21 protein-coding genes are annotated in these 19,944 nt (G+C 65.3%); 10 read left to right on the top strand and 11 right to left on the bottom strand.

The window, feature by feature from the left end:
• Nucleotides 1–26: 26 nt before the first annotated feature.
• The 5 genes from CTR55_RS07745 to CTR55_RS07725 all read right to left on the bottom strand — a co-directional run bounded on the left by CTR55_RS07745 (nt 27) and on the right by CTR55_RS07725 (nt 3,352).
• The gene (locus CTR55_RS07745) at nt 27–752 is read right to left on the bottom strand and encodes an SGNH/GDSL hydrolase family protein (RefSeq protein WP_296285337.1); all 726 of its coding nucleotides are present in this window, start codon (nt 750–752) and stop codon (nt 27–29) included.
• Nucleotides 749–1,930: a formate-dependent phosphoribosylglycinamide formyltransferase gene (purT, locus tag CTR55_RS07740; protein ID WP_296285336.1), complete on the bottom strand. Its 1,182-nt coding sequence runs from the start codon at nt 1,928–1,930 to the stop codon at nt 749–751. Before purT ends, CTR55_RS07745 begins: the two co-directional genes overlap by 4 nt.
• A gap of 66 nt (nt 1,931–1,996) precedes the next feature.
• Entirely contained in the window at nt 1,997–2,185 is a 189-nt protein-coding gene (locus tag CTR55_RS07735) for a DUF1289 domain-containing protein (protein WP_296285335.1), read from the bottom strand.
• On the bottom strand, nt 2,178–2,705 hold the full coding sequence (locus CTR55_RS07730; protein WP_296285334.1) for a gamma carbonic anhydrase family protein: 528 nt from the start codon (nt 2,703–2,705) through the stop codon (nt 2,178–2,180). The genes CTR55_RS07735 and CTR55_RS07730 overlap by 8 nt, the downstream gene beginning before the upstream one ends.
• 41 nt (nt 2,706–2,746) lie before the next feature.
• Complete coding sequence (locus CTR55_RS07725) at nt 2,747–3,352, bottom strand: CoA pyrophosphatase (RefSeq protein WP_296285333.1); 606 nt, start codon at nt 3,350–3,352, stop codon at nt 2,747–2,749.
• A gap of 142 nt (nt 3,353–3,494) precedes the next feature.
• On the opposite strand from CTR55_RS07725, the gene CTR55_RS07720 reads away from it, so the two are divergent.
• From CTR55_RS07720 to nagE, 7 genes are all read left to right on the top strand, one after another.
• Nucleotides 3,495–4,046 carry an NUDIX hydrolase gene (locus tag CTR55_RS07720; protein WP_296285332.1) on the top strand — a complete coding sequence of 184 codons (552 nt, stop codon included), beginning with the start codon at nt 3,495–3,497 and terminating at the stop codon, nt 4,044–4,046.
• Between the two features lie 69 nt (nt 4,047–4,115).
• Nucleotides 4,116–4,616, top strand: coding sequence for a L,D-transpeptidase family protein (locus CTR55_RS07715; protein ID WP_296285331.1), 501 nt, complete (start codon nt 4,116–4,118; stop codon nt 4,614–4,616).
• A gap of 242 nt (nt 4,617–4,858) precedes the next feature.
• On the top strand, nt 4,859–5,620 hold the full coding sequence (locus tag CTR55_RS07710) for a GntR family transcriptional regulator (protein WP_296285330.1): 762 nt from the start codon (nt 4,859–4,861) through the stop codon (nt 5,618–5,620).
• Nucleotides 5,621–5,637: 17 nt separating this feature from the next.
• A complete protein-coding gene (gene nagA, locus CTR55_RS07705) occupies nt 5,638–6,744 on the top strand; it encodes an N-acetylglucosamine-6-phosphate deacetylase (protein WP_296285329.1) in 1,107 nt (368 codons plus the stop codon).
• The gene (locus tag CTR55_RS07700; RefSeq protein ID WP_296285328.1) at nt 6,725–7,747 is read left to right on the top strand and encodes an SIS domain-containing protein; all 1,023 of its coding nucleotides are present in this window, start codon (nt 6,725–6,727) and stop codon (nt 7,745–7,747) included. The genes nagA and CTR55_RS07700 overlap by 20 nt, the downstream gene beginning before the upstream one ends.
• Before the next feature lie 11 nt (nt 7,748–7,758).
• On the top strand, nt 7,759–10,272 hold the full coding sequence (gene ptsP, locus CTR55_RS07695) for a phosphoenolpyruvate--protein phosphotransferase (protein ID WP_296285327.1): 2,514 nt from the start codon (nt 7,759–7,761) through the stop codon (nt 10,270–10,272).
• Nucleotides 10,273–10,301: 29 nt separating this feature from the next.
• Entirely contained in the window at nt 10,302–12,062 is a 1,761-nt protein-coding gene (gene nagE / locus CTR55_RS07690; protein ID WP_296285326.1) for an N-acetylglucosamine-specific PTS transporter subunit IIBC, read from the top strand.
• Between the two features lie 46 nt (nt 12,063–12,108).
• Here the strand turns inward: nagE and CTR55_RS07685 are convergent, their stop codons facing one another.
• From CTR55_RS07685 to CTR55_RS07675, 3 genes are all read right to left on the bottom strand, one after another.
• Nucleotides 12,109–12,426, bottom strand: a complete 318-nt coding sequence (locus tag CTR55_RS07685) for a YqfO family protein (protein WP_296285325.1) — start codon at nt 12,424–12,426, stop codon at nt 12,109–12,111.
• A gap of 183 nt (nt 12,427–12,609) precedes the next feature.
• Nucleotides 12,610–12,870 carry a CDGSH iron-sulfur domain-containing protein gene (locus tag CTR55_RS07680; protein ID WP_296285324.1) on the bottom strand — a complete coding sequence of 87 codons (261 nt, stop codon included), beginning with the start codon at nt 12,868–12,870 and terminating at the stop codon, nt 12,610–12,612.
• 211 nt (nt 12,871–13,081) lie between these two features.
• A complete protein-coding gene (locus tag CTR55_RS07675; protein ID WP_296285323.1) occupies nt 13,082–13,684 on the bottom strand; it encodes a peroxiredoxin C in 603 nt (200 codons plus the stop codon).
• A gap of 278 nt (nt 13,685–13,962) precedes the next feature.
• On the opposite strand from CTR55_RS07675, the gene CTR55_RS07670 reads away from it, so the two are divergent.
• Together CTR55_RS07670 and bfrB are read left to right on the top strand one after the other, a co-directional pair.
• Nucleotides 13,963–14,178, top strand: a complete 216-nt coding sequence (locus CTR55_RS07670) for a bacterioferritin-associated ferredoxin (protein ID WP_296285322.1) — start codon at nt 13,963–13,965, stop codon at nt 14,176–14,178.
• A gap of 220 nt (nt 14,179–14,398) precedes the next feature.
• Nucleotides 14,399–14,875, top strand: a complete 477-nt coding sequence (bfrB, locus tag CTR55_RS07665; RefSeq protein WP_296285321.1) for a bacterioferritin BfrB — start codon at nt 14,399–14,401, stop codon at nt 14,873–14,875.
• A 47-nt stretch (nt 14,876–14,922) separates the two neighbouring features.
• Here bfrB and CTR55_RS07660 read toward each other — a convergent pair whose 3' ends face one another.
• The 3 genes from CTR55_RS07660 to CTR55_RS07650 form a co-directional block, all read right to left on the bottom strand.
• On the bottom strand, nt 14,923–16,086 hold the full coding sequence (locus tag CTR55_RS07660; protein ID WP_296285320.1) for an MFS transporter: 1,164 nt from the start codon (nt 16,084–16,086) through the stop codon (nt 14,923–14,925).
• A gap of 60 nt (nt 16,087–16,146) precedes the next feature.
• Nucleotides 16,147–16,473 carry a Grx4 family monothiol glutaredoxin gene (gene grxD, locus CTR55_RS07655; protein ID WP_296285319.1) on the bottom strand — a complete coding sequence of 109 codons (327 nt, stop codon included), beginning with the start codon at nt 16,471–16,473 and terminating at the stop codon, nt 16,147–16,149.
• A gap of 132 nt (nt 16,474–16,605) precedes the next feature.
• A complete protein-coding gene (locus tag CTR55_RS07650) occupies nt 16,606–18,699 on the bottom strand; it encodes a molybdopterin oxidoreductase family protein (RefSeq protein WP_296285318.1) in 2,094 nt (697 codons plus the stop codon).
• A 314-nt stretch (nt 18,700–19,013) separates the two neighbouring features.
• Between CTR55_RS07650 and argF the strand changes: the two genes are divergently transcribed.
• Nucleotides 19,014–19,931: an ornithine carbamoyltransferase gene (argF, locus tag CTR55_RS07645; protein WP_296285317.1), complete on the top strand. Its 918-nt coding sequence runs from the start codon at nt 19,014–19,016 to the stop codon at nt 19,929–19,931.
• The last annotated feature ends 13 nt before the right edge of the window (nt 19,932–19,944 follow it).

Raw genomic sequence — 19,944 nt, 5'->3', positions numbered from 1 at the left:
CGTACAACCGCGCATGGTTGTATGCCCTACACCTGCACCAGCCACTCAGCCAAGTGCTCACCCCACACCTGATAGCCCAGCGCCGACGGGTGATAGCCGTCGATGGCGAGGAACTGCGGCTGCATCTCCAGGCTCACGCTGCAATAGCCCGCCCCCTGCGCCAGCGCCAGAGCGCGGAGCTGGCGATCCAGCAGCGCCGCGCGCCACCCCAGCAACTGCCGCAACAGCCAAGGCAAAGCCGTGAAGTGCTGCAACGGCGGAACCGCCGTGCACACGACCCGAGCGCCACGTCCACGGAAGTGCTCGATCAGTCGTTCAAGAGAGCCCTGCCAGTGCCGACTGGAGCTGAAGTGCGTGGTGTCATTGACGCCGAAGACCAGCGCCACCAGCTCATAATCCTGTTCGGCGACCAGCGGCAGCAGGCGCTCGCAGGCTTCACCGGCAGTGATGCCGTTCTCCCCCGCCGCCCGCCAGACGACGGGCCGCTGGAGACGACCGGAGAGCGCCGAAGCCAGCCGGCCGGCCAGCGCGAAATCCAGGCAGGACGCGCCAACACCGGCAACGGTGGACTCCCCCAACAGCAATAGACGAAAGGGTTCGCCAGTCAGCTCCGCCCCGGCAACGCCCTCACGGACGCCCGCGGCGGGAGCCAGGCGCAAAGCCGTGCGCCGGGTGCGCACGGCCATGGGCAGGGCCAGCGGCAGCAGCGGCAACGCCGCCGCCCACCAGACCAGCCCCGCCCAGCGGCTCACAGTTCGACTTTGACCGCCTGGGCCGAGCGAGTGGCCTTGGCGCGGGCGGCGTCGATCGACTCGTCGCGCGCCAGGGCAACGCCCATGCGGCGCTGACCATCCACTTCCGGCTTGCCGAACAGGCGCAGCGCGGTGTCCGGCTCGCTCAGCGCGGCACCGAGGTTGCCGAAGGAAACCTGCTGCGACTTGCCTTCCACCAGGATCACCGCCGAGGCGGAGTCGCCCAGCTGGCGGATCACCGGGATCGGCAGGCCAAGAATGGCGCGGGCGTGCAGAGCGAACTCCGAGAGATCCTGGGAAATCAGGGTGACCAGACCGGTGTCATGCGGGCGCGGCGACACTTCGCTGAACCACACTTCGTCGCCCTTGACGAACAGTTCCACGCCGAACAGGCCGCGGCCACCCAGAGACTCGGTAACCGCCTTGGCCACCCGCTCGGACTCGGCCAGCGCTTTCGGGCTCATGGCCTGGGGCTGCCAGGACTCATGGTAGTCACCCTTCACCTGGCGGTGACCGATGGGCGCGCAGAAGGTGGTGCCACCGATGTGACGCACGGTCAGCAGGGTGATTTCGTAGTCGAAGTCGATGAAGCCCTCGACGATGACCCGGCCCTTGCCGGCGCGGCCGCCTTCCTGGGCATAGTCCCAGGCGGTCTTCAGATCGGCATCGGACTTCAGCACGCTCTGGCCCTTGCCCGAGGAGCTCATGATCGGCTTCACCACGCACGGGTAACCCACGGCGGCGACGCCAGCAGCGTAGTCCTCGTAGGTGTCGGCGAAGTGGTAGGGCGAGGTCGGCAGGCCCAGCTCCTCGGCGGCCAGGCGACGGATGCCCTCGCGGTTCATGGTCAGCTGCGCGGCACGGGCGGTGGGAATGACGGTGTAGCCTTCGCTCTCCAGCTCGACCAGGGTCGCGGTGGCGATGGCTTCGATCTCCGGCACGATGTAGTGCGGCTTCTCCTGCTCGATCACCGCGCGCAGGGCAACACCGTCGAGCATGCTGATCACATGGCTGCGGTGCGCGACCTGCATGGCCGGTGCATCCTCGTAGCGGTCGACGGCGATGACTTCGCAGCCCAGGCGCTGCAGCTCGATCGCCACTTCCTTGCCCAGCTCACCGGAGCCACAGAGCAATACGCGGGTCGCGCTCGGCGACAGGGGAGTTCCAATACGGGGCATTGCGGGAAACCTCGGGGAAAGAAAGTTCGAAACGGGTGGTTCGTAAACGGAAAAGCTCGCGGGCGGCTAGACCAGCACGCCCTGCTCGCGGGCACGCTGTTCGCAACGCAGGAGCACCTCGCGGCGCTCGGCGTTGCCCATCAGGCCCCAGCGGGTGATTTCGGCGGCGCTGCGCTGGCAGCCCAGACAGATGTCGGCGTCGTCCAGCGCGCAAACGTGCACGCAGGGCGAGGCGACGGGGCGTTCTTCAGTCATCTTCCTGCTCGGCCAGGTCTCGGGCGTAACGCTGGGCGTTGTGCACGTAATGGGCGGCGCTGGCTTCGAGCATCTTCTTCTGCGGCTCGGTAAGTTCACGCACCACCTTGCCAGGCGAGCCCATGACCAGCGAGCCATCGGGAATTTCCTTGCCCTCGGGGATCAGCGCGTTGGCGCCGATGATGCAGTACTTGCCGATCTTCGCGCCGTTGAGGATCACCGCGTTGATGCCGATCAGGCTGTAATCGCCGACCGAGCAGCCGTGCAGCATGGCGTTGTGGCCGATGGTGACGCCCTTGCCCAGAGTCAGCGGGAAGCCCATGTCGGTGTGCATGACGGTGCCATCCTGCACGTTGCTGTGCTCGCCGATATGGATCAGCTCGTTGTCGCCGCGCAGCACGGCGTTGAACCAGACACTCGCGCTGGCGTCGAGGCGCACCTTGCCGACTACCGTGGCATTGGGGGCAATCCAGCTTTCCGGATGGGTTTCGACTCGGGACGAGCCCAGGCGGTACTTCATGGGTTTCTCCTCAGGCGGGGGCCGCTCTTTATTATCGAGTCTCAGCTCAGCTTGATGAACGTCGACGGCGGCTGGTGCAGGTCGATGCCGCTGTCGTACAGCAGGTTCAGCAGCTCGACCAGCATGATCGCGGACAGGCCCCAGATCTTGTACCCCTCGAACAGATAGCTCGGGACGTACCAGCTGCGGCCGAAATAATCGATGCGGTGGGTGGTTTCCCGCGGGTCGCCGCGGAAGAAATCCAGCGGCACCTTGAAGACGGCGGCAATCTCGCCGTCATTGGGGCGGTACTCCACGAAATCGGGGACAAAACCGACATACGGCTTGACCAGGATGCCGTGCCGCGAGACCAGGGTGCTCAATGGCCCGACGACCTCCACCAGGCCCGGCGGCAGGGCGATCTCCTCCTGGGCCTCGCGCAGGGCGGTGTGGATCAGGTCCACATCCTCCGGATCGCGGCGCCCACCCGGGAAGGCGACTTCGCCGCTGTGAGTGGAAAGCCCGGTCGCGCGCAGGGTGAGCACGAGCTCTTCCTGGGGAGTGATGGGGAGCAGGACCGCCGCTTCGGGGAAGCTGTGATCCGTTTCAAGGTCGCGTGGTGTGTGCGTCTGTATGCGTTGGCGCAGCTGGTCCAGCATGCCGAACATCCTGCGGGGGGCCGATTCTTCTAATGGAAGGATCATGGCACGAAAGACACGCCCTGCCCAACCCCCGCCCCTTGCTGGTCGCCTGGCGCTGCGCGCAAGATTGACGCACTTTCCAACCAAGAATCGATAACAAGGAAGCGGCATGAAATTCTGCAGTCAGTGCGGCGCCGGCGTCAGCCTGCGCATTCCCAGCGGCGACAATCGCCCGCGCTACGTCTGCGACCAGTGCCATGTCGTGCATTACCAGAACCCGAGGATCGTCGCCGGCTGCCTGCCGGCTTGGGAGGGCCGCATCCTCCTCTGCCGCCGCGCCATCCAGCCGCGCCAGGGCTTCTGGACGTTGCCGGCGGGCTTCATGGAGAACGGCGAGACGCTGGAACAGGCCGCCGCCCGCGAGACCCTCGAGGAGGCCAACGCCCGCGTCCACGGCCTGCAGCTTTATACGGTCTTTGATCTACCGCATATCAGCCAGGTTTATATCTTCTTCCGCGCCGAACTGGCCGACCTGGACTTCTCCGCCGGCGAGGAAAGCCTGGAGGTGCAACTCTTCGAAGAATCCGACATTCCGTGGGGCGAGCTGGCTTTCCCCACCGTGGGCCGTACCTTAGAATATTTCCTGGCGGATCGGATCGTTCAGAACTTCCCGATACGCAACGAAGGGATTCTCCCAATGCCTGTACAGAAAAAGAACTAATAAGCTCATTTACCGCCTCTAAGGCTTCAGGCCTCTAGAACTTTAGGAATTACCGGGGAACACCACTCGATGCGCTGGTTGATTGCCGTACTTTGCCTGACCTTCGCAGCGTTCTCGCATGCCAATGCGACGCCCACGCTCGACGGTCACATCGACAAGATTCTCGTGCTCAAGTCCGAGCGCAAACTGCACCTCATGAGCAACGGCAAGGTTCTCAAGAGCTATCGTGTGTCCCTGGGCAAACGCCCGCAGGGCCCGAAACTCGCCGAGGGCGACAACCGCACGCCGGAAGGCTTCTACTGGCTCGACTGGCGCAAGACCAGCGACAAGTACAACCTCTCCATGCACATCTCCTACCCCAACGCGCGCGATGTCGCCAAAGCGCGGGAAAAGAGCCTGCCGCCGGGCGGCATGATCATGATCCACGGCACGCCAATGGATGAGAACTACCCCGAGTGGTACTTCTCGACCCTGGACTGGACCAATGGCTGCATCGCCATGACCAACGCCGATATGCGCGAGGTCTGGAGCCTGGTCAAGGACGGCACGCTGATCGAGATCCGCCCCTGACACGAACCACATCGATACCAGTTCAAACGCCGCCACGGCCCTGCCCTGGCGGCGTTTTTCGTTGTGCGCCCCGGACTACTGCCGCTCCCTGCAATCCTTTTCCGTACTTACCCCCTGATTTTTGGCTATCTGCGACACCGATTACAGTTCGTCGGCTAGCGCCTGTCGATCTTATGACTGGCGTTGACGTGGTATTTAAGTGGTATTAGCGTAAATCCCACTCTATTGCCATCGAGCCAGCCATGAGCAGTCAGCGCCCCCTGATCAGCGCCGAGCAACGCCTGCAGGCCCTGCGCCCGGACGAAACCCTGTCCACCCCGCTGTACCTGCAACTGGCCCGCAGCCTGGAAAGCGCCATCCATGCCGGCCACTGGCGTGCGGAAGAAGCCTTGCCGTCGGAGCGCAACCTGAGCGAGTTCCTCGGGCTGTCGCGGGTCACCGCTCGCAAGGCGCTGGAGGTCCTGCTCGAACAGGGCCTGGTACACCGCATCCAGGGCTCCGGAACTTTCATCACGCCACGCCTGGAGCAGCCGCTGTCGCGCCTTTCCAGCTTCAGCGAGATGCTTCGCCTCAAGGGTTTCACCCCCAGTTCCACCTGGCTGGAGCGCGAAATCAGCCTGCCGACCCACGAGGAGGTCATCCGCCTGGGCCTGTCGCCCACTGAGAAGGTCGTGCGCATGAAGCGTCTGCGCAAGGCCGACGGCGTGGTCATGGCCATCGAGCAGAGCTGCCTGCCAGCCCGCCTGATGGGTGACCCCACCACCGTAGGCGACTCCCTCTACGCCCACCTGGATCGTATCGGCCGCCCGGTGGTTCGCGCCCTTCAGCACGTACAGGCAGTCAATGCCTCGGCTGAAGAGGCGGCGCTGGTGGGCATCAAGCCCGGCACCGCGATGCTGCTGATGACCCGCATTGGGTACCTCGAAGACAACACCGCCATCGAGCTGACCGACACCTACTGCCGCAACGACTACTACGACTTCGTCGCCGAACTGCGGCGCTGACTCCGGGAAGCCACCCCATGCTCGAAGGCAACATCCTCACCCCCCAGGGCTGGATCGTGGGCCGCCTGCACCTGCAGGAAGGCCGCATCCAGCGCATCGAAGGCTCGCTTGGCGACCCTTCGCACAACGACCTGCCCTACCTGCTGCCCGGCTTCATCGACCTGCATGTGCATGGCGGTGGCGGTCACGACATCATGGAAGGCGCCGATGCCTTCTCAGCCATCACCCGCACACACCTGCGCTTCGGCACCACCTCGCTGCTCGCCACCACCATGACCGCCCCAAGGGACGAGATTGCCGGCGTGCTCCGCGCGCTGGGCGAGTATTGCCAGGCACCTCGCGGTCAATCAGCGCGGGTATTGGGCGTGCATCTGGAAGGCCCGTTCATCAACTCCGGCAAGCTCGGCGCGCAGCCCAACTTCGCCCATACCGCCGCGCTCGACGAAGTGGACGGGTTCCTGCGCCTGGCGCCGATCCGGGTCATCACCATTGCCCCGGAGCTTGCCGGCCACCTGCCGCTGATCCGCTCCCTGGCCGAGCGCGGCGTACGCCTGCAGATCGGCCACAGCCTGGGCAGTTATGAAGACGGCGTGGCGGCCATGGAAGCCGGCGCCACCAGTTTCACCCACCTGTACAACGCCATGACCGGCCTGCATCACCGCGAGCCCGGCATGGTCGGCGCGGCCCTGGCCCATGCGCAGTACGCCGAACTGATCCCCGACCTGCTGCACGTACACCCCGGTGCGATCAAGGTCGCCCTGCGCTCGATTCCCTGCCTGTACTGCGTGACTGATTCCACTGCCGCCGCCGGGATGCCCGACGGCGAATACAAGCTGGGCAGCCACACCGTCACCAAATGCCTGGGCGGCGTGCGCCTGCCCGACGGCACCCTGGCCGGCAGCACCCTGACCATGGACCAGGCGCTGCGCAACCTGGTGAAAATCGGCCTGCCCATCGCCGAAGCCTCACAACGCCTCTCGCAATTCCCCGCCGACTACCTGGGCATCGCCGATCGCGGTCGCCTCACCCCCGGAGCCTGGGCCGACATCGTTCGCCTGGACCGTTCCCTGACCCTCGAGACCGTATGGGTCGAAGGAGACCTGATTGACCTCGCTGATGCTTGAAGAAGCGCTGTCCGCCGCCGATGTGGTGGCACGCCAACTGACCGTACTGGACACTCGCCTGCCCGCTCTCGGCGAGCGCCTGCGCGCCGTCGCGCCGAAGTTGGCGATGACCGTGGCCCGTGGCAGCTCCGACCACGCCGCCAGCTACTTCGCCTACCTGACCATGCAGCACGCCGGCCTGCCGGTGACCTCACTGCCGATGTCGGTGGTCACCCTGCGTCAGGCACCGCTGCAGGTGGACGGTCAAGTCGCTTTCGCCTTTTCCCAGTCCGGCCAGAGCCCGGACCTGGTCGACACCCTGAGCCGCCTGCGTGAGCGCGGCGCCTTGAGCGTCGCCCTGGTGAACGCCGAAGACTCGCCGCTGGAAGCCACCGCCGAGTTCACCGTGCCGCTTTGCGCCGGCCCGGAGCGCAGCGTCGCCGCCACCAAAAGCTTCATCGCCACCCTCAGCGCCTCCACCCGCCTGCTTGCCCACTGGCAGCGCGACCAAGCCCTGCTCGATGCCGGTGCCTGTCTCGCCGCCGACCTCAAGCGCGCCGCCGCCCTCGACTGGACGCCAGCCATTCAGTCGCTGCGCGACTGCCAGCGGCTGATGGTCATCGGCCGTGGCACCGGCTTCGCCGTGGCCCAGGAGGCCGCGCTGAAATTCAAGGAAACCTCGGCCATCCAGGCCGAAGCCTTCAGCAGTGCCGAAGTCCGTCACGGCCCGATGGCGCTGGTGGACGAACACTACCCGCTGCTCATCCTCGCTCCACGCGGCCCCGAACAGGCCGGCCTGCTGGCCCTGGCCGAGGACATGCGCCAGCGCGGCGCCCGTGTCCTGCTGGCTGCCCCCGACGACGTCGCCGGGCGCGATCTGCCGCTGGCCACCGCCGCCCACCCGGCGCTGGACCCGATCCTCGCGATCCAGAGCTTCTACGTCATGGCTGCCGGCTTGTCCGAAGCGCGCGGCATGAACCCGGACCAGCCACGGCACCTGAGCAAGGTCACCCGTACCCACTGAGCGCAGCCACCATGAACAACAACAATCTGGCCCTCAAAGCCCCCTTGAGCGGCCCCGTGATGCCACTCAGCAGCGTCCCCGATCCAGTGTTCTCCAGCGGCGCGATGGGCGATGGCATCGCCATCGACCCGCTGAACGATTGCCTGCATGCGCCCTGCAGCGGGGTGGTCATGCACCTCGCGCGGACCCGGCATGCCCTGACCCTGAAGGCCGACAACGGCGCCGAGCTGCTGCTGCACCTGGGCCTGGACACCGTCCAGTTGCAGGGCGAAGGCTTCGAAGCGCTGGTGCAGGAAGGCGCACGGGTCACTGAAGGCCAACCGCTGCTGCGCTTCGACCTGGACAAGGTAGCGCGCGGCAGCAAGAGCCTGATCACCGTACTGATCCTCACCAATGGCGAAGGCTTCCAGCTGCACCCGCTGACCACCACCTCCGTGGACGTCGGCGCGCCGCTGCTGCAACTCAGCCGAATCGGCACGGCGGCTGTGGCCAACGAACAACAGGCCAGCGGCAGCGAAGCCCGCGGCCGCGTACGGGTGGCGTTGCACGGCGGCCTGCACGCGCGCCCCGCTGCCCTGCTACGCAAGACCGCACAGGAGTTCTCCAGCCGCGTCGAACTGCACTTCGATGGCCGCTCCAGCAATGTCGACAGCCTGGTTGGCATCATGGGCCTGGGTGTCGCCGAGCAGGACGAAGTGGAAGTCACCTGCCGCGGCCAGGACAGTGAAGCGGCACTCCACGCACTACTGAAGACCCTTGGTACCGCCGATGGCGAACCGCGCCTGGTCGTTACCGCCAGTGTTCCCGTGGCCTTGCCGAACGCTGCGCAAGAACCCGGTGTCCTGAGTGGCGTCTGCGCCTCGCCCGGCCTGGCCAGCGGCCCGCTCGTACGGCTCGGCGCTATTCAACTGCCGGAACACACCAGCAACCATCAACCGGATGAACAGCACCGCGCCCTCGACCTGGCACTGGAACAGGTTCGCGGCGATGTTCGAACCACGCTGCAACAGGCCGGAAAGGCCGGTCACACGGACGAGGAAGCGATCTTCTCCGCCCACCTCGCCCTGCTGGAAGACCCTGGCTTGCTGGATGCCGCCGACCTGCTGATCGAGCAGCGCGCCAGTGCCGCCCATGCCTGGCACCGCGCCGTGCAGGCCCAGTGTGGCGTTCTCCAGGCACTGGGCAACCCGTTGCTGGCCGAACGCGCCAACGACCTGCGCGACCTGGAAAAGCGCGTGCTGCGCGTCCTGCTTGGTGCCGAAGGCGAGCAGGCAGTTCCTGCCGGCAGCCTGGTCGCCGCCGACGAAATCACCCCGTCGGATCTCGGCCCGCTGGTCCGTGCCGGCGTTGCCGGGCTGTGCATGGCCGAAGGTGGCGCCACCTCCCACGTCGCCATTCTCGCCCGCGCCAAGGGCCTGCCCTGCCTGGTGGCCCTCGGCCCGCGCCTGCTGGAGCTGGACGAAGGCCGCACGCTGGTCCTGGACGCCGACCACGGCCGACTCGAATACAGCCCCAGCGCGGAACGGGTTGCGCAGGTTGCCGCCAGCCGTGAACAACGCCAACTGACCCGTGAACGCCAACGCGTGGCAGCCCAGCAACCGGCGCTGACCCGCGACGGTCGGCACATCGAGATCGGCGCCAACGTCGCCAGTCCGCAAGAGGCCGCCGAAGCCTACGCCGCTGGCGCCGACGGCGTGGGCCTGCTGCGTACCGAATTCCTCTTCCTCGACCGCCAACAGGCGCCGAACGAGCAGGAGCAGCAGCGCGCCTACCAGGACGTACTGGATGCCATGGGCGAGCGACGCGTCATCATCCGGACCATCGATGTCGGCGGCGACAAGCACCTCGCCTACCTGCCGCTGCCCGCCGAGGAAAACCCGGCCCTGGGCCTGCGCGGTATCCGCCTGGGCCAGGCACTGCCGCACCTGCTCGACCAGCAGTTGCGCGCGCTGCTTCAGGTATCGCCAACACGCCGCTGCCGCGTGCTGCTGCCCATGGTCAGCGAGGTGGATGAACTGATCGCCATCCGCCAGCGCCTGGACCGACTGGCGCAGGAACTGGGTATCGAGGAACGCCCCGAGCTGGGTGTGATGATCGAAGTGCCCTCCGCCGCCCTGCTGGCCGACCAGCTCGCCGAGCACGCCGATTTCCTGTCCATCGGTACCAACGACCTTTCGCAGTACGCCTTGGCCATGGACCGCTGCCACGCAGGGCTGGCTGCACGCATTGATGCGCTGCACCCCGCGCTGCTGCGGCTGATCGCCCAGACCTGCGCCGGGGCCGCCCGCCATGGCCGCTGGGTCGGCGTCTGCGGGGCCCTGGCTTCCGAAGCGCTGGCCACGCCGGTGCTGATCGGCCTGGGCGTGCAGGAACTGTCGGTCAGCCCCGGACTGGTCGGTGAGATCAAGGCGCGGGTGCGCGAACTCGACGCCGAAGACTGCCGCCAACGCAGCCAGGAACTCCTGGCCCTGGGTAGCGCCCGTGCCGTGCGCGAAGCCTGCGCCCGCTTCTGGCCGCAGCCCTGATGCCCCAAGACAAGAATCGGAGTCATACCATGACCACTGAGCTGATCCAGACAGCGCAAGGCCCGCGCCAATTGCTCGCGCAGCTATACGGCGCCTTCATCGAAACCCTTCAGCGCCTGGGCCGCGCCCTGATGCTGCCGATCGCCATCCTGCCCATCGCCGGGCTGTTGCTGCGCCTGGGCGACAAGGACCTGCTGAACATCCTGCTGATCCACGATGCCGGCAACGCGATCTTCGCCAACCTGGCACTGATCTTCGCCATCGGCATCGCCGTCGGCTTCGCCCGTGACAACAACGGCACTGCCGGCCTTGCCGGGGCCATCGGCTACCTGGTCATGATGTCGACCCTGAACGCCATCGACCCGCACATCAACATGGGCGTGCTCTCGGGGATCATCAGCGGCCTGGTGGCCGGCGCGCTGTACAACCGCTTCAAGGACATCGCCCTGCCGCAGTACCTGGCCTTCTTCGGTGGCCGGCGCTTCGTACCCATCGTCACCGGCTTCGCCGCGCTGGGCCTGGGCGCGCTGTTCGGTCTGATCTGGCCGCCGGTCCAACAGGTCATCGACAACCTGGGCAACCTGCTGGTCGGCAGCGGCAGCCTCGGCGCCTTCGCCTTCGGCGTGCTCAACCGCCTGCTGATCGTCACCGGCCTGCACCACATCCTCAACAACCTGATGTGGTTCGTCTTCGGCGCCTTCTCCGACCCGGAAACCGGCCGCCAGGTCACCGGCGATCTGGCACGCTATTTCGCCGGCGACCCGAAAGGCGGCCAGTTCATGGCCGGCATGTTCCCGGTGATGATGTTCGGCCTGCCCGCCGCATGCCTGGCGATGTACCGCAACGCACGCCAGGAGCGACGCAAGCTGGTCGGCGGGCTGTTGCTGTCAATGGCGCTCACCGCCTTCCTGACCGGCGTGACCGAACCCATCGAATTCGCCTTCATGTTCCTCGCGCCGCTCCTGTACCTGGCGCACGCGCTGCTGACCGGGCTGTCGATGGCGATCACCGATCTGCTGAACATCCGCCTGGGCTTCACCTTCTCCGGCGGCGCCATCGACCTGGCGCTGGGCTGGGGCAAGTCCACCAACGGCTGGATGCTCTGGCCGCTGGGCCTGTGCTACGCCGTCGCTTACTACTTCGTGTTCGACTTCTGCATCCGGCGCTTCCAGTTGAAGACTCCCGGACGCGAGGAAATCGACGAAAGCACTGACAGCGAGACGACCGCCAGTTCGTCCGAACAGCGCGCACCGGCCTTCATCAAGGCCCTGGGCGGCACCGCCAACCTGGAAGTAGTGGACGCTTGCACCACCCGTCTGCGCCTGAAACTGGTGGACCGTAACAAGGCCTCCGACGCGCAGCTCAAGGCACTGGGCGCCATGGCCGTGGTGAGGCCTGGCAAGGCGGGCAGCCTGCAGGTCGTGGTGGGCCCGGAAGCCGACAGCATCGCCGATGAAATCCGCCGCGCCCTGCCGGCGGGAGCTCTGCAGGCTAACCTCGCCACGCCCCACGGCGAGGACTTGGTGGAACAGCCCGCCGAACTCGTCACGCCGCAGGAGGCCAGGCAATGGCTGGAAGCGCTGGGTGGCCGGGACAATCTGCGCAGTGTGGAGAGCGTGGCACTGACGCGTCTGCGGGTCGCCGTAAAGCACGGCGAGCAACTGCAGCACAGCCACCTCAGCGACTTGGGTTGCCAGGGAATCAGCCCGTTGGCGGATGGTGTCTACCACCTGCTGGTTGGGCCCCGCGCCAGTGCGCTGGGATCATCACTGAGCAGTCTGCACGGCTGATACCGAGCCATGAAAAAGGCGCCTGCGGGCGCCTTTTTCATTTCTGTCAGAACACCATGTCGGACAACCGCCAGACCTCGAAGGCCGGCGTTTCGTAAGGATGGGCCTGTTTGAGCGCCTTCACCGAGTCATGGATCAACTCGTCGGCCACCACCATCTCCACCTTCCACTCGGCAACCTGCTCGACGCTGCCGGCCTGGCCGATGAATGGATTGCTGCCCGCCAGCGGGCGGAACTGTCCCTGTCCGAGCGCCTGCCAGCAACAGCTGTCATACGCACCGATGCGTCCTGCACCGGCAGCGAACAGCGCTTTCTTGACCGGTTCCAGATGGCTTTCCGGCACGTAGAAACACAGTTTGTACATCGGAGACTCCGATCGAAACAGGGACACGACCCTGGCGTTGTATGCCACGGGGGACAAATGCTGCCATAAATAGTGGCACTTTGCCTCTTGTGACTTGCAGGTCGTCGTGGAAGTTCGACCGTCCGGTTCCGGGGTTGTTCGCCCATGACCGACTTTGTACGAAATCTGTGACGGACTTCGACTTCACCTTCCGGCGAAGCGGCGCCAGCGCCCCATCAGACCTGGCGCCACAGGGGCGTGGGATCCGTCGCAGTGCGGCAGCTTCGCCGACCGGCCGCAGCGGCACAGCAGCAGATGGCGCTCACGCCTGACCGTCAGCTCCAGCACATCGGCACAATCGGCAGCGGCATCCGGCAGGCTGGCGCACCGCCCGCAACCACACAGGCGCAGGACCTGCCCGGGCTCGACCGCGCGGACTTCCGGAAGAATCTCCTCGTCAGCCAAGACGCTCCCCTTGATGGGCTGGTAAGCATGGGTTCTAGGAAGAAGTTGCGCAGTATCTCCATAAGCCTGCGCCTGTGCCATCGCTGAACGAAGGCAGGAGTGACTGGCGAGTTTCACTTCAGACGCCCAGCCAGTTGGTAACGCTCATCCCGCTGCCCTGCCCCCATGAAAAAGCCCCGCCTAGGCGGGGCTTTTTCATGCACGAGCAGCCTTACAGCTTGCCGGCGTTCTCGGCCAGGTAGGCGGCGACGCCTTCGGGCGAGGCGGTCATGCCCTTGTCGCCCTTCTTCCAGTTGGCCGGGCAGACTTCGCCGTGCTCCTCGGTGAACTGCAGGGCGTCGACCAGCCGCAGCAGTTCGTCCATGTTGCGGCCCAGCGGCAGGTCGTTGACGATCTGCGAACGCACCACGCCGTTCAGGTCGATCAGGAAGGCACCACGGAAAGCCACGCCGCCTTCGGACTCGACGTCGTAGGCCTTGGCGATCTCGTGGGTGATGTCAGCGGCCAGGGTGTACTTGACCTGGCCGATACCACCCTTGTCCACCGGGGTGTTGCGCCAGGCGTTGTGGGTGAAGTGGGAGTCGATGGAAACACCGATCACTTCGACGTTGCGCGCCTGGAAGTCAGGGATGCGGTGGTCCAGGGCGATCAGCTCGGACGGGCAGACGAAGGTGAAGTCCAGCGGGTAGAAGAACACCAGGCCGTACTTGCCCTTGATGGCTTCGGACAGCACGAAGCTGTCGACGATCTCGCCGGTGCCCAGCACGGCGGCCACGTTGAAATCGGGGGCTTTCTTACCTACGAGTACGCTCATTTCGCATCTCCTTTCGTGAGGCCTTGATGGTGAGGCGCTTGGGAGCGAGAAGCCCACTACCCGGTCGAAACTGCCGGGCTTGAGGGGCTGCCACTCCAGTGGGGCAGCCATCATACACCCCGAGCGCAACGCCTTCATCCACGCGGCCCCGGTGCTGACTCCCCGAGCCTGTTAACCATTTATCGGGAGGCAGGGATGAGACCTCGGTAACTTTTGACAATCATTCTCATTATTATTAGTATCGCTTCCAACAACCCCACAGCGACTGTAGTGCAACCATGTACGTCTGCCTCTGCAACGGTGTTACCGATACCCAGATTCGCGATGCGATCTACGACGGCGCCTGCAACTACCGCGAGGTACGTGAATGCACCGGCGTCGGCACCCAGTGCGGCAAGTGCGCCTGCCTGGCCAAACAGGTGGTTCGCGAGACCCTTGGCGAGCTGCAAAGCGCCCAGGCGGTGAACTACAACCTGGCCTATGCGGCGGGTTGAGAAAAAAGACCGCTGATCAGTTCAGCAAGCATTCCGAAGAAACCGGGCCACAGCCCGGTTTTTTTATGCCTGAAATTCAGTGATTTACCGCCAAGTTGCGGAATGAAAACATTCGCATTCATATTCCTTTTTATAGCAGATTCAAGGGCTTACGTTTGACAGGCAGTTATAAGGGCGCGAGAATTTCAATCTCTCCCACTCCACACGGCAGGACTCCGGCATGAAAGGCGACAAGAAAGTCATCCAGCATCTGAACAAGATCCTCGGCAACGAGCTGATCGCCATCAACCAGTACTTCCTGCACTCGCGCATGTGGAACGACTGGGGCCTGAAGCGCCTCGGCGCGCACGAGTACCACGAGTCCATCGATGAGATGAAACACGCCGACAAGCTCATCGAACGCATCCTGTTCCTCGAAGGCCTGCCCAACCTGCAGGACCTGGGCAAGCTGCTGGTCGGCGAGAACACCCAGGAAATGCTGCAGTGCGACCTGAACCTGGAACTCAAGGCCTGCAAGGACCTGCGCGACGCCATCGTGCATTGCGAAAGCGTGCATGACTACGTGAGCCGCGACCTGCTCAAGAACATCCTCGAATCCGAGGAGGAGCACATCGACTACCTGGAAACCCAACTGGGCCTGATCCAGAAAGTCGGCCTGGAGAACTACCTGCAGTCGCACATGCACGAAGACGACTGATCGAAAAAAGGCACCGGCGCTGTTGTGGACGCCGGTGCCCTTCCTTCCTAGGCGTTCGCCTTCGGCGGACGGCGCACCAGCGGCGCCTTCAGCACCAGCCCGGCACACAACCCCACCACCACCAGCAATGACAGACGCAAGCCCACGTGCTCGGCGAGGAAGCCGATCAACGGCGGGCCCATCAGCAAGCCGCCATAACCGAACGACGCCACCGCCGCCACGCCGCGTGAAGGCTCTACTCCCGGACGGTTGCCCGCCGCGCCGATCAGGATCGGCACCACCACCGACAGTCCCGCACCCACCAGGGCAAAACCGGCAATCGCACCGGCGACCCAGGGGCTGAACAGCGCCAGCAGCATCCCCACGATGGCCAGCCACGCCAGGTTGCGCACCAGCACCTCGTCGGCGAAGCGTACGCGCAGACGGTCACCAAACAGCCGGCCCAGCACCATGGTCGCGGAGAACGCCGCGAAGCCCAGCGCCGCCAGGCGTTCAGAGGCACCCAGCACCTGGTGCAGCAGCAAGGCGCCCCAGTCGGCGACCGCCCCTTCGGAAACGAACGCGCACAGGGTCAGCAAACCCAGGCCGATCAAGGCCGGTGGCGGCAGGCGCCAGCCACGTTGGGCTGGCGCCTCCTCCTCCAGGGGTTCCGGCCGACCCTCGAACAGGTGGCGGGCGAAGAACGGCAGGATCGCCACCGCGATCACCGCCAGCAGACTGAAGTGCCATATCGGTGCCAGATCAGCAAAGGCTGCGGCACCAACAGCCCCCACCAATCCGCCCAGGCTGTACATGCCATGCAGGCTGGAAATGCAGGGGCGGCCGAGGCGCCGCTCCACTTCCACCGCCTGAGTATTCATCGCCACGTCCATGGTCGCGAAGGTCAGGCCGAGGGCCAGAAAAGCCGCCGCCAGCCCCCAAACATCCTGTGCCAACCCGAGCAACGGGAAGGTCGCCATCAGGGCCAACCCCGAGATGACGGTGACCGCCCGGCTGCCGTAACGGCGCACCAGGGCCCCCGCGAAAGCGAACGCCAGCAATGCGCCAAAGCCCGCGCCCAGCAGGGCCTGGCCGAGTTGCTGCTCGTCCACCCCGGTCATGCTCTTGAGCGCAGGCACCCGGCCCATCACGCTGCCATGGACCATCCCGCCCATGGCGAAGCAGTATCCGCACGCCCAGCGCGCGGCGTTGGCCCGCGTCTGTTCAGTCATTTTTTCTTCCCAAAAACAAAGCCCCGCCAAGGCGGGGCTTTGTGCGACAGCACGAAAGACTCAGGCGTTGGCCTTGCTCACGGCGTCCTTGATCAGTGGTTGCAGTTCACCCTTGTCGAACATCTCGGCCAGGATGTCGCTGCCGCCGACCAGCTCACCACCGACCCACAGTTGCGGGAAGGTCGGCCAGTTGGCGTACTTGGGCAGGTTGGCACGGATTTCCGGGTTCTGCAGGATGTCGACATAGGCGAACTTTTCGCCACAAGCCATCAGCACCTGCGCGGCGCGGGACGAGAAACCGCACTGGGGAGCATTCGGCGAACCCTTCATGTACAGCAGAACGGGGTTGCTGGAGATCTGCTCTTTGATGGTATCGATGATATCCATGAACTTCCTCGGCTTAACTATCAGACACTGACCCGGCAGTCGCCTCTGGGGGCATAGGCCGGCACGGTACCGCGCATTGTACTGCAAAGCCGAGTACAACGCTCGGCTTTGCAGGTGACGTGCGTCAGCTTGTCAGGCCGCCTCGACCTCCACCGGCACGCCGTTGAGCGCGGTGTTGCCGGAGAGCGCATCCAGATGGCGCTCATCGGTCAGATCGTTGGCACTGGCGCCGCCCTGCTCGCGGGCGATGGACAGCTGCACGCCCGGCCGGCCGTGTCCCCAGCCGTGAGGCAGGCTGACCACACCAGCCATGACTTCATCGCTGGAAGTCACCTCGATCTCGATGCTGCCGACCCGCGAACGTACGCGCACCATCTGCCCGTCCACCAGCCCGCGCGAGGCCAGGTCCTGCGGATGCATGAGCAGTTGATGGCGCGGCTTGCCCTTCACCAGGCGGTGATAGTTGTGCATCCACGAGTTGTTGCTGCGCACGTGGCGACGGCCGATCAGCAGCAGTTGATCGACGGCGGGGGACTGGGTATCGGCAAAGCGGCGCAAGTCACCGAGGAAGATGTCCGGTGCCGCCTCGATGCTGCGGCTGGCGGTTTTCAGGCGCGGCGCCAGGTTCGGCTGCAGCGGGCCCAGGTCCAGCCCGTGCGGATGTTCGCGCAGCCGCGCCAGGTTGAGCTTGTGTTCGCTGGCGTCGCCGTAGGGGCCGAAGCGCAGGCCCATCTCGATCATCTGCTCCGGCGCCAGGGTCGGCTTGAGCTCGGTGCCCAGGCGCGCGGCGTAGGCCTTGGCCAGGCCGACGAAGATTTCCCAGTCGTGCAACGCCCCGTCGGGCTTGGGCAGAATCGCCTCGTTGAAGCGGGTGACATTGCGCACCGCGAACACGTTGAAGGTGGTGTCGTAGTGATCGTGCTCCAGCGGCGCGGTGGGCGGCAGGATCAGGTCGGCATAGCGGGTGGTTTCGTTGATGTAGAGGTCGATGCTGAGCATGAACTCCAGGCCATCCAGCGCCTGCTCCAGGCGGCGGCCATTGGGCGTGGACAGCACTGGATTGCCGGCCACCGTCACCAGCGCGCGCACCTGCCCTTCCCCTTCGGTGAGCATCTCCTCGGCCAGCGCCGCCACCGGCAGTTCGCCGCCATATTCCGGCAGGCCGGACACGCGGCTCTGCCAGCGATTGAAGGCACCGCCTGCGGTCGTCGCCACCAGATCGACCGCCGGCGTGGTGCACAGGGTGCCACCCACGCGGTCGAGGTTACCGGTGACCAGGTTGATCAGCTGCACCAGCCACTGGCACAGGCTGCCGAAGACTTGCGTCGAAACACCCATGCGCCCGTAGCAGACGGCCTTGTCCGCCGCAGCAAAATCTCGCGCCAGCTGGCGGATCGCATCGGCCGGCACACCGCAGCGCGCGGCCATGGCCTCGACCTTGAACGGCGCCAGAGCCTTGCGCACCGCCTCCAGCCCGTTTACCGGCAGGGAGGTATCGCGGGTCAGCCCTTCGCCGAGCAGCGTGTCGAGGATGCCCAGCAGCAGCGCCGCATCCTCGCCGGGACGGACGAACAGGTGCTGGTCCGCCAGCACCGCTGTCTCGGTGCGGCGCGGGTCGACCACCACCAGCTTGCCGCCGCGCGCCTTCAGCGCTTTCAGGCGTTTCTCCACGTCCGGCACGGTCATGATGCTGCCGTTGGAGGCCAGCGGGTTGCCACCGAGGATCAGCATGAAATCGGTGTGATCGATGTCGGGAATCGGAATCAGCAGGCCGTGGCCGAACATCTGCTGGCTGACCAGGTGGTGTGGCAGTTGGTCTACCGAAGTCGCCGAATAGCGGTTGCGGGTCTTCAACTGACCGAGGAAGTAGTTGCTGTGGGTCATCAGCCCGTAGTTGTGCACGCTGGGGTTGCCCTGGTACACGGCCACGGCGTCATTGCCATGGCGTGAACGGATCTCCGCCAGGCGCGTGGCAACCAGCTCGAAGGCCTCGTCCCAGCCGATCGGCTGCCACTCGTTGCCGACACGGCGCACCGGTTGGCGCAGGCGGTCCGGGTCGTTCTGGATGTCCTGCAGGGCCACCGCCTTGGGGCAGACGTGACCGCGGCTGAAGCTGTCCAGGGCGTCGCCCTTGATCGAGAGGATGCGTTCATCCTCGGTCTCGATGGTCAGGCCGCAGATGGCCTCGCACAGATGGCACGCACGGTGGTGGAGGGTCTTGCTCATGGCTCGCCTCGGCAGTGTTGTCGCCGGCCATTCGGGGGGCCGGTCGCAGGGTCACAAGCACTATGAGACCTGGCCTTGCGCAGCACCACCGGCTTACGTCGGGTGAATCCTGCGGCATCAGGAACGACCATGTTGAAGCCCCGCCCGACGGGCCTTCCGGGCGAAACTTGCGTAGATCCGTCATTTCCTTATAGGATCGCGCCTTCCCCCATTTTCCGCTCCATGCGGTCCCGCCGCAGGTTCAGCCCGTTTTTTCTCACGAAAGCCGGTCGGTACCTCGGCCTGATTCTGAGAATAAGTAGTAGGTACGAACCATGAGCGCACGTCACTTCCTCTCGATGCTGGATTACACGACCGACGAACTCCTCGGTCTGATCCGCCGCGCCACCGAGCTGAAGGACCTGCGGGACCGAGGCGTGCTCTACGAACCGCTGAAGAACCGCGTGCTGGGGATGATCTTCGAGAAGGCCTCGACCCGGACGCGGATTTCCTTCGAAGCTGGCATGATCCAGCTCGGCGGCCAGGCCATCTTCCTCTCCCCGCGCGACACCCAACTGGGCCGTGGCGAGCCGATCGCCGACGCCGCACGGGTGATGTCGCGGATGGTCGATGCGGTGATGATCCGCACCTTCGCCCACAGCAACCTGATCGAATTCTCCGAGAACTCCCGCGTGCCGGTGATCAACGGCCTGTCGGATGATCTGCACCCTTGCCAGTTGCTGGCCGACATGCAGACCTTCCTTGAGCACCGCGGCAGCATCGCCGGCAAGACCGTGGCCTGGATCGGCGACGGCAACAACATGTGCAACAGCTACATCGAGGCGGCGATCCGCTTCGACTTCCAGCTGAATGTGGCGTGCCCGGAAGGCTACGAGCCCAATGCCGCTCTCATGGAACTGGCCGGCGAGCGCGTGAAGATCTTCCGCGACCCGCGCGAGGCAGTGGCTGGCGCGCACCTGGTGAGCACCGACGTCTGGGCCTCGATGGGCCAGGAAGACGAAGCGGCCGCGCGCCTGCGCCTGTTCCAGCCATATCAGGTAACACGTGCGCTGCTCGACGGCGCAGCGGCAGATGTACTATTCATGCACTGCCTGCCAGCCCACCGTGGCGAAGAGATCAGCGAAGACCTGCTGGACGACACGCGCTCGGTAGCCTGGGACCAGGCGGAAAACCGTCTCCACGCCCAGAAGGCGCTGCTCGAACTGCTGGTCGAGCACGCCCACTACGCCTGAATCCGTTCCGAGT

The organism is Pseudomonas sp. (assembly GCF_002796985.1).
Classification (GTDB): Bacteria; Pseudomonadota; Gammaproteobacteria; order Pseudomonadales; family Pseudomonadaceae; genus Pseudomonas.
This window is presented reverse-complemented; position numbering and strand designations above follow the sequence as displayed.

What these genes read in the sequence shown, in the direction of transcription:
- purT (WP_296285336.1), bottom strand. Translation starts at nt 1,930, where the DNA reads ATGCCCCGTATTGGAACTCCCCTGTCGCCGAGCGCGACCCGCGTATTG.
- CTR55_RS07735 (WP_296285335.1), bottom strand. Translation starts at nt 2,185, where the DNA reads ATGACTGAAGAACGCCCCGTCGCCTCGCCCTGCGTGCACGTTTGCGCG.
- CTR55_RS07730 (WP_296285334.1), bottom strand. Translation starts at nt 2,705, where the DNA reads ATGAAGTACCGCCTGGGCTCGTCCCGAGTCGAAACCCATCCGGAAAGC.
- CTR55_RS07725 (WP_296285333.1), bottom strand. Translation starts at nt 3,352, where the DNA reads ATGTTCGGCATGCTGGACCAGCTGCGCCAACGCATACAGACGCACACA.
- CTR55_RS07720 (WP_296285332.1), top strand. Translation starts at nt 3,495, where the DNA reads ATGAAATTCTGCAGTCAGTGCGGCGCCGGCGTCAGCCTGCGCATTCCC.
- CTR55_RS07715 (WP_296285331.1), top strand. Translation starts at nt 4,116, where the DNA reads ATGCGCTGGTTGATTGCCGTACTTTGCCTGACCTTCGCAGCGTTCTCG.
- CTR55_RS07710 (WP_296285330.1), top strand. Translation starts at nt 4,859, where the DNA reads ATGAGCAGTCAGCGCCCCCTGATCAGCGCCGAGCAACGCCTGCAGGCC.
- nagA (WP_296285329.1), top strand. Translation starts at nt 5,638, where the DNA reads ATGCTCGAAGGCAACATCCTCACCCCCCAGGGCTGGATCGTGGGCCGC.
- ptsP (WP_296285327.1), top strand. Translation starts at nt 7,759, where the DNA reads ATGAACAACAACAATCTGGCCCTCAAAGCCCCCTTGAGCGGCCCCGTG.
- nagE (WP_296285326.1), top strand. Translation starts at nt 10,302, where the DNA reads ATGACCACTGAGCTGATCCAGACAGCGCAAGGCCCGCGCCAATTGCTC.
- CTR55_RS07685 (WP_296285325.1), bottom strand. Translation starts at nt 12,426, where the DNA reads ATGTACAAACTGTGTTTCTACGTGCCGGAAAGCCATCTGGAACCGGTC.
- CTR55_RS07675 (WP_296285323.1), bottom strand. Translation starts at nt 13,684, where the DNA reads ATGAGCGTACTCGTAGGTAAGAAAGCCCCCGATTTCAACGTGGCCGCC.
- CTR55_RS07670 (WP_296285322.1), top strand. Translation starts at nt 13,963, where the DNA reads ATGTACGTCTGCCTCTGCAACGGTGTTACCGATACCCAGATTCGCGAT.
- bfrB (WP_296285321.1), top strand. Translation starts at nt 14,399, where the DNA reads ATGAAAGGCGACAAGAAAGTCATCCAGCATCTGAACAAGATCCTCGGC.
- CTR55_RS07660 (WP_296285320.1), bottom strand. Translation starts at nt 16,086, where the DNA reads ATGACTGAACAGACGCGGGCCAACGCCGCGCGCTGGGCGTGCGGATAC.
- grxD (WP_296285319.1), bottom strand. Translation starts at nt 16,473, where the DNA reads ATGGATATCATCGATACCATCAAAGAGCAGATCTCCAGCAACCCCGTT.
- CTR55_RS07650 (WP_296285318.1), bottom strand. Translation starts at nt 18,699, where the DNA reads ATGAGCAAGACCCTCCACCACCGTGCGTGCCATCTGTGCGAGGCCATC.
- argF (WP_296285317.1), top strand. Translation starts at nt 19,014, where the DNA reads ATGAGCGCACGTCACTTCCTCTCGATGCTGGATTACACGACCGACGAA.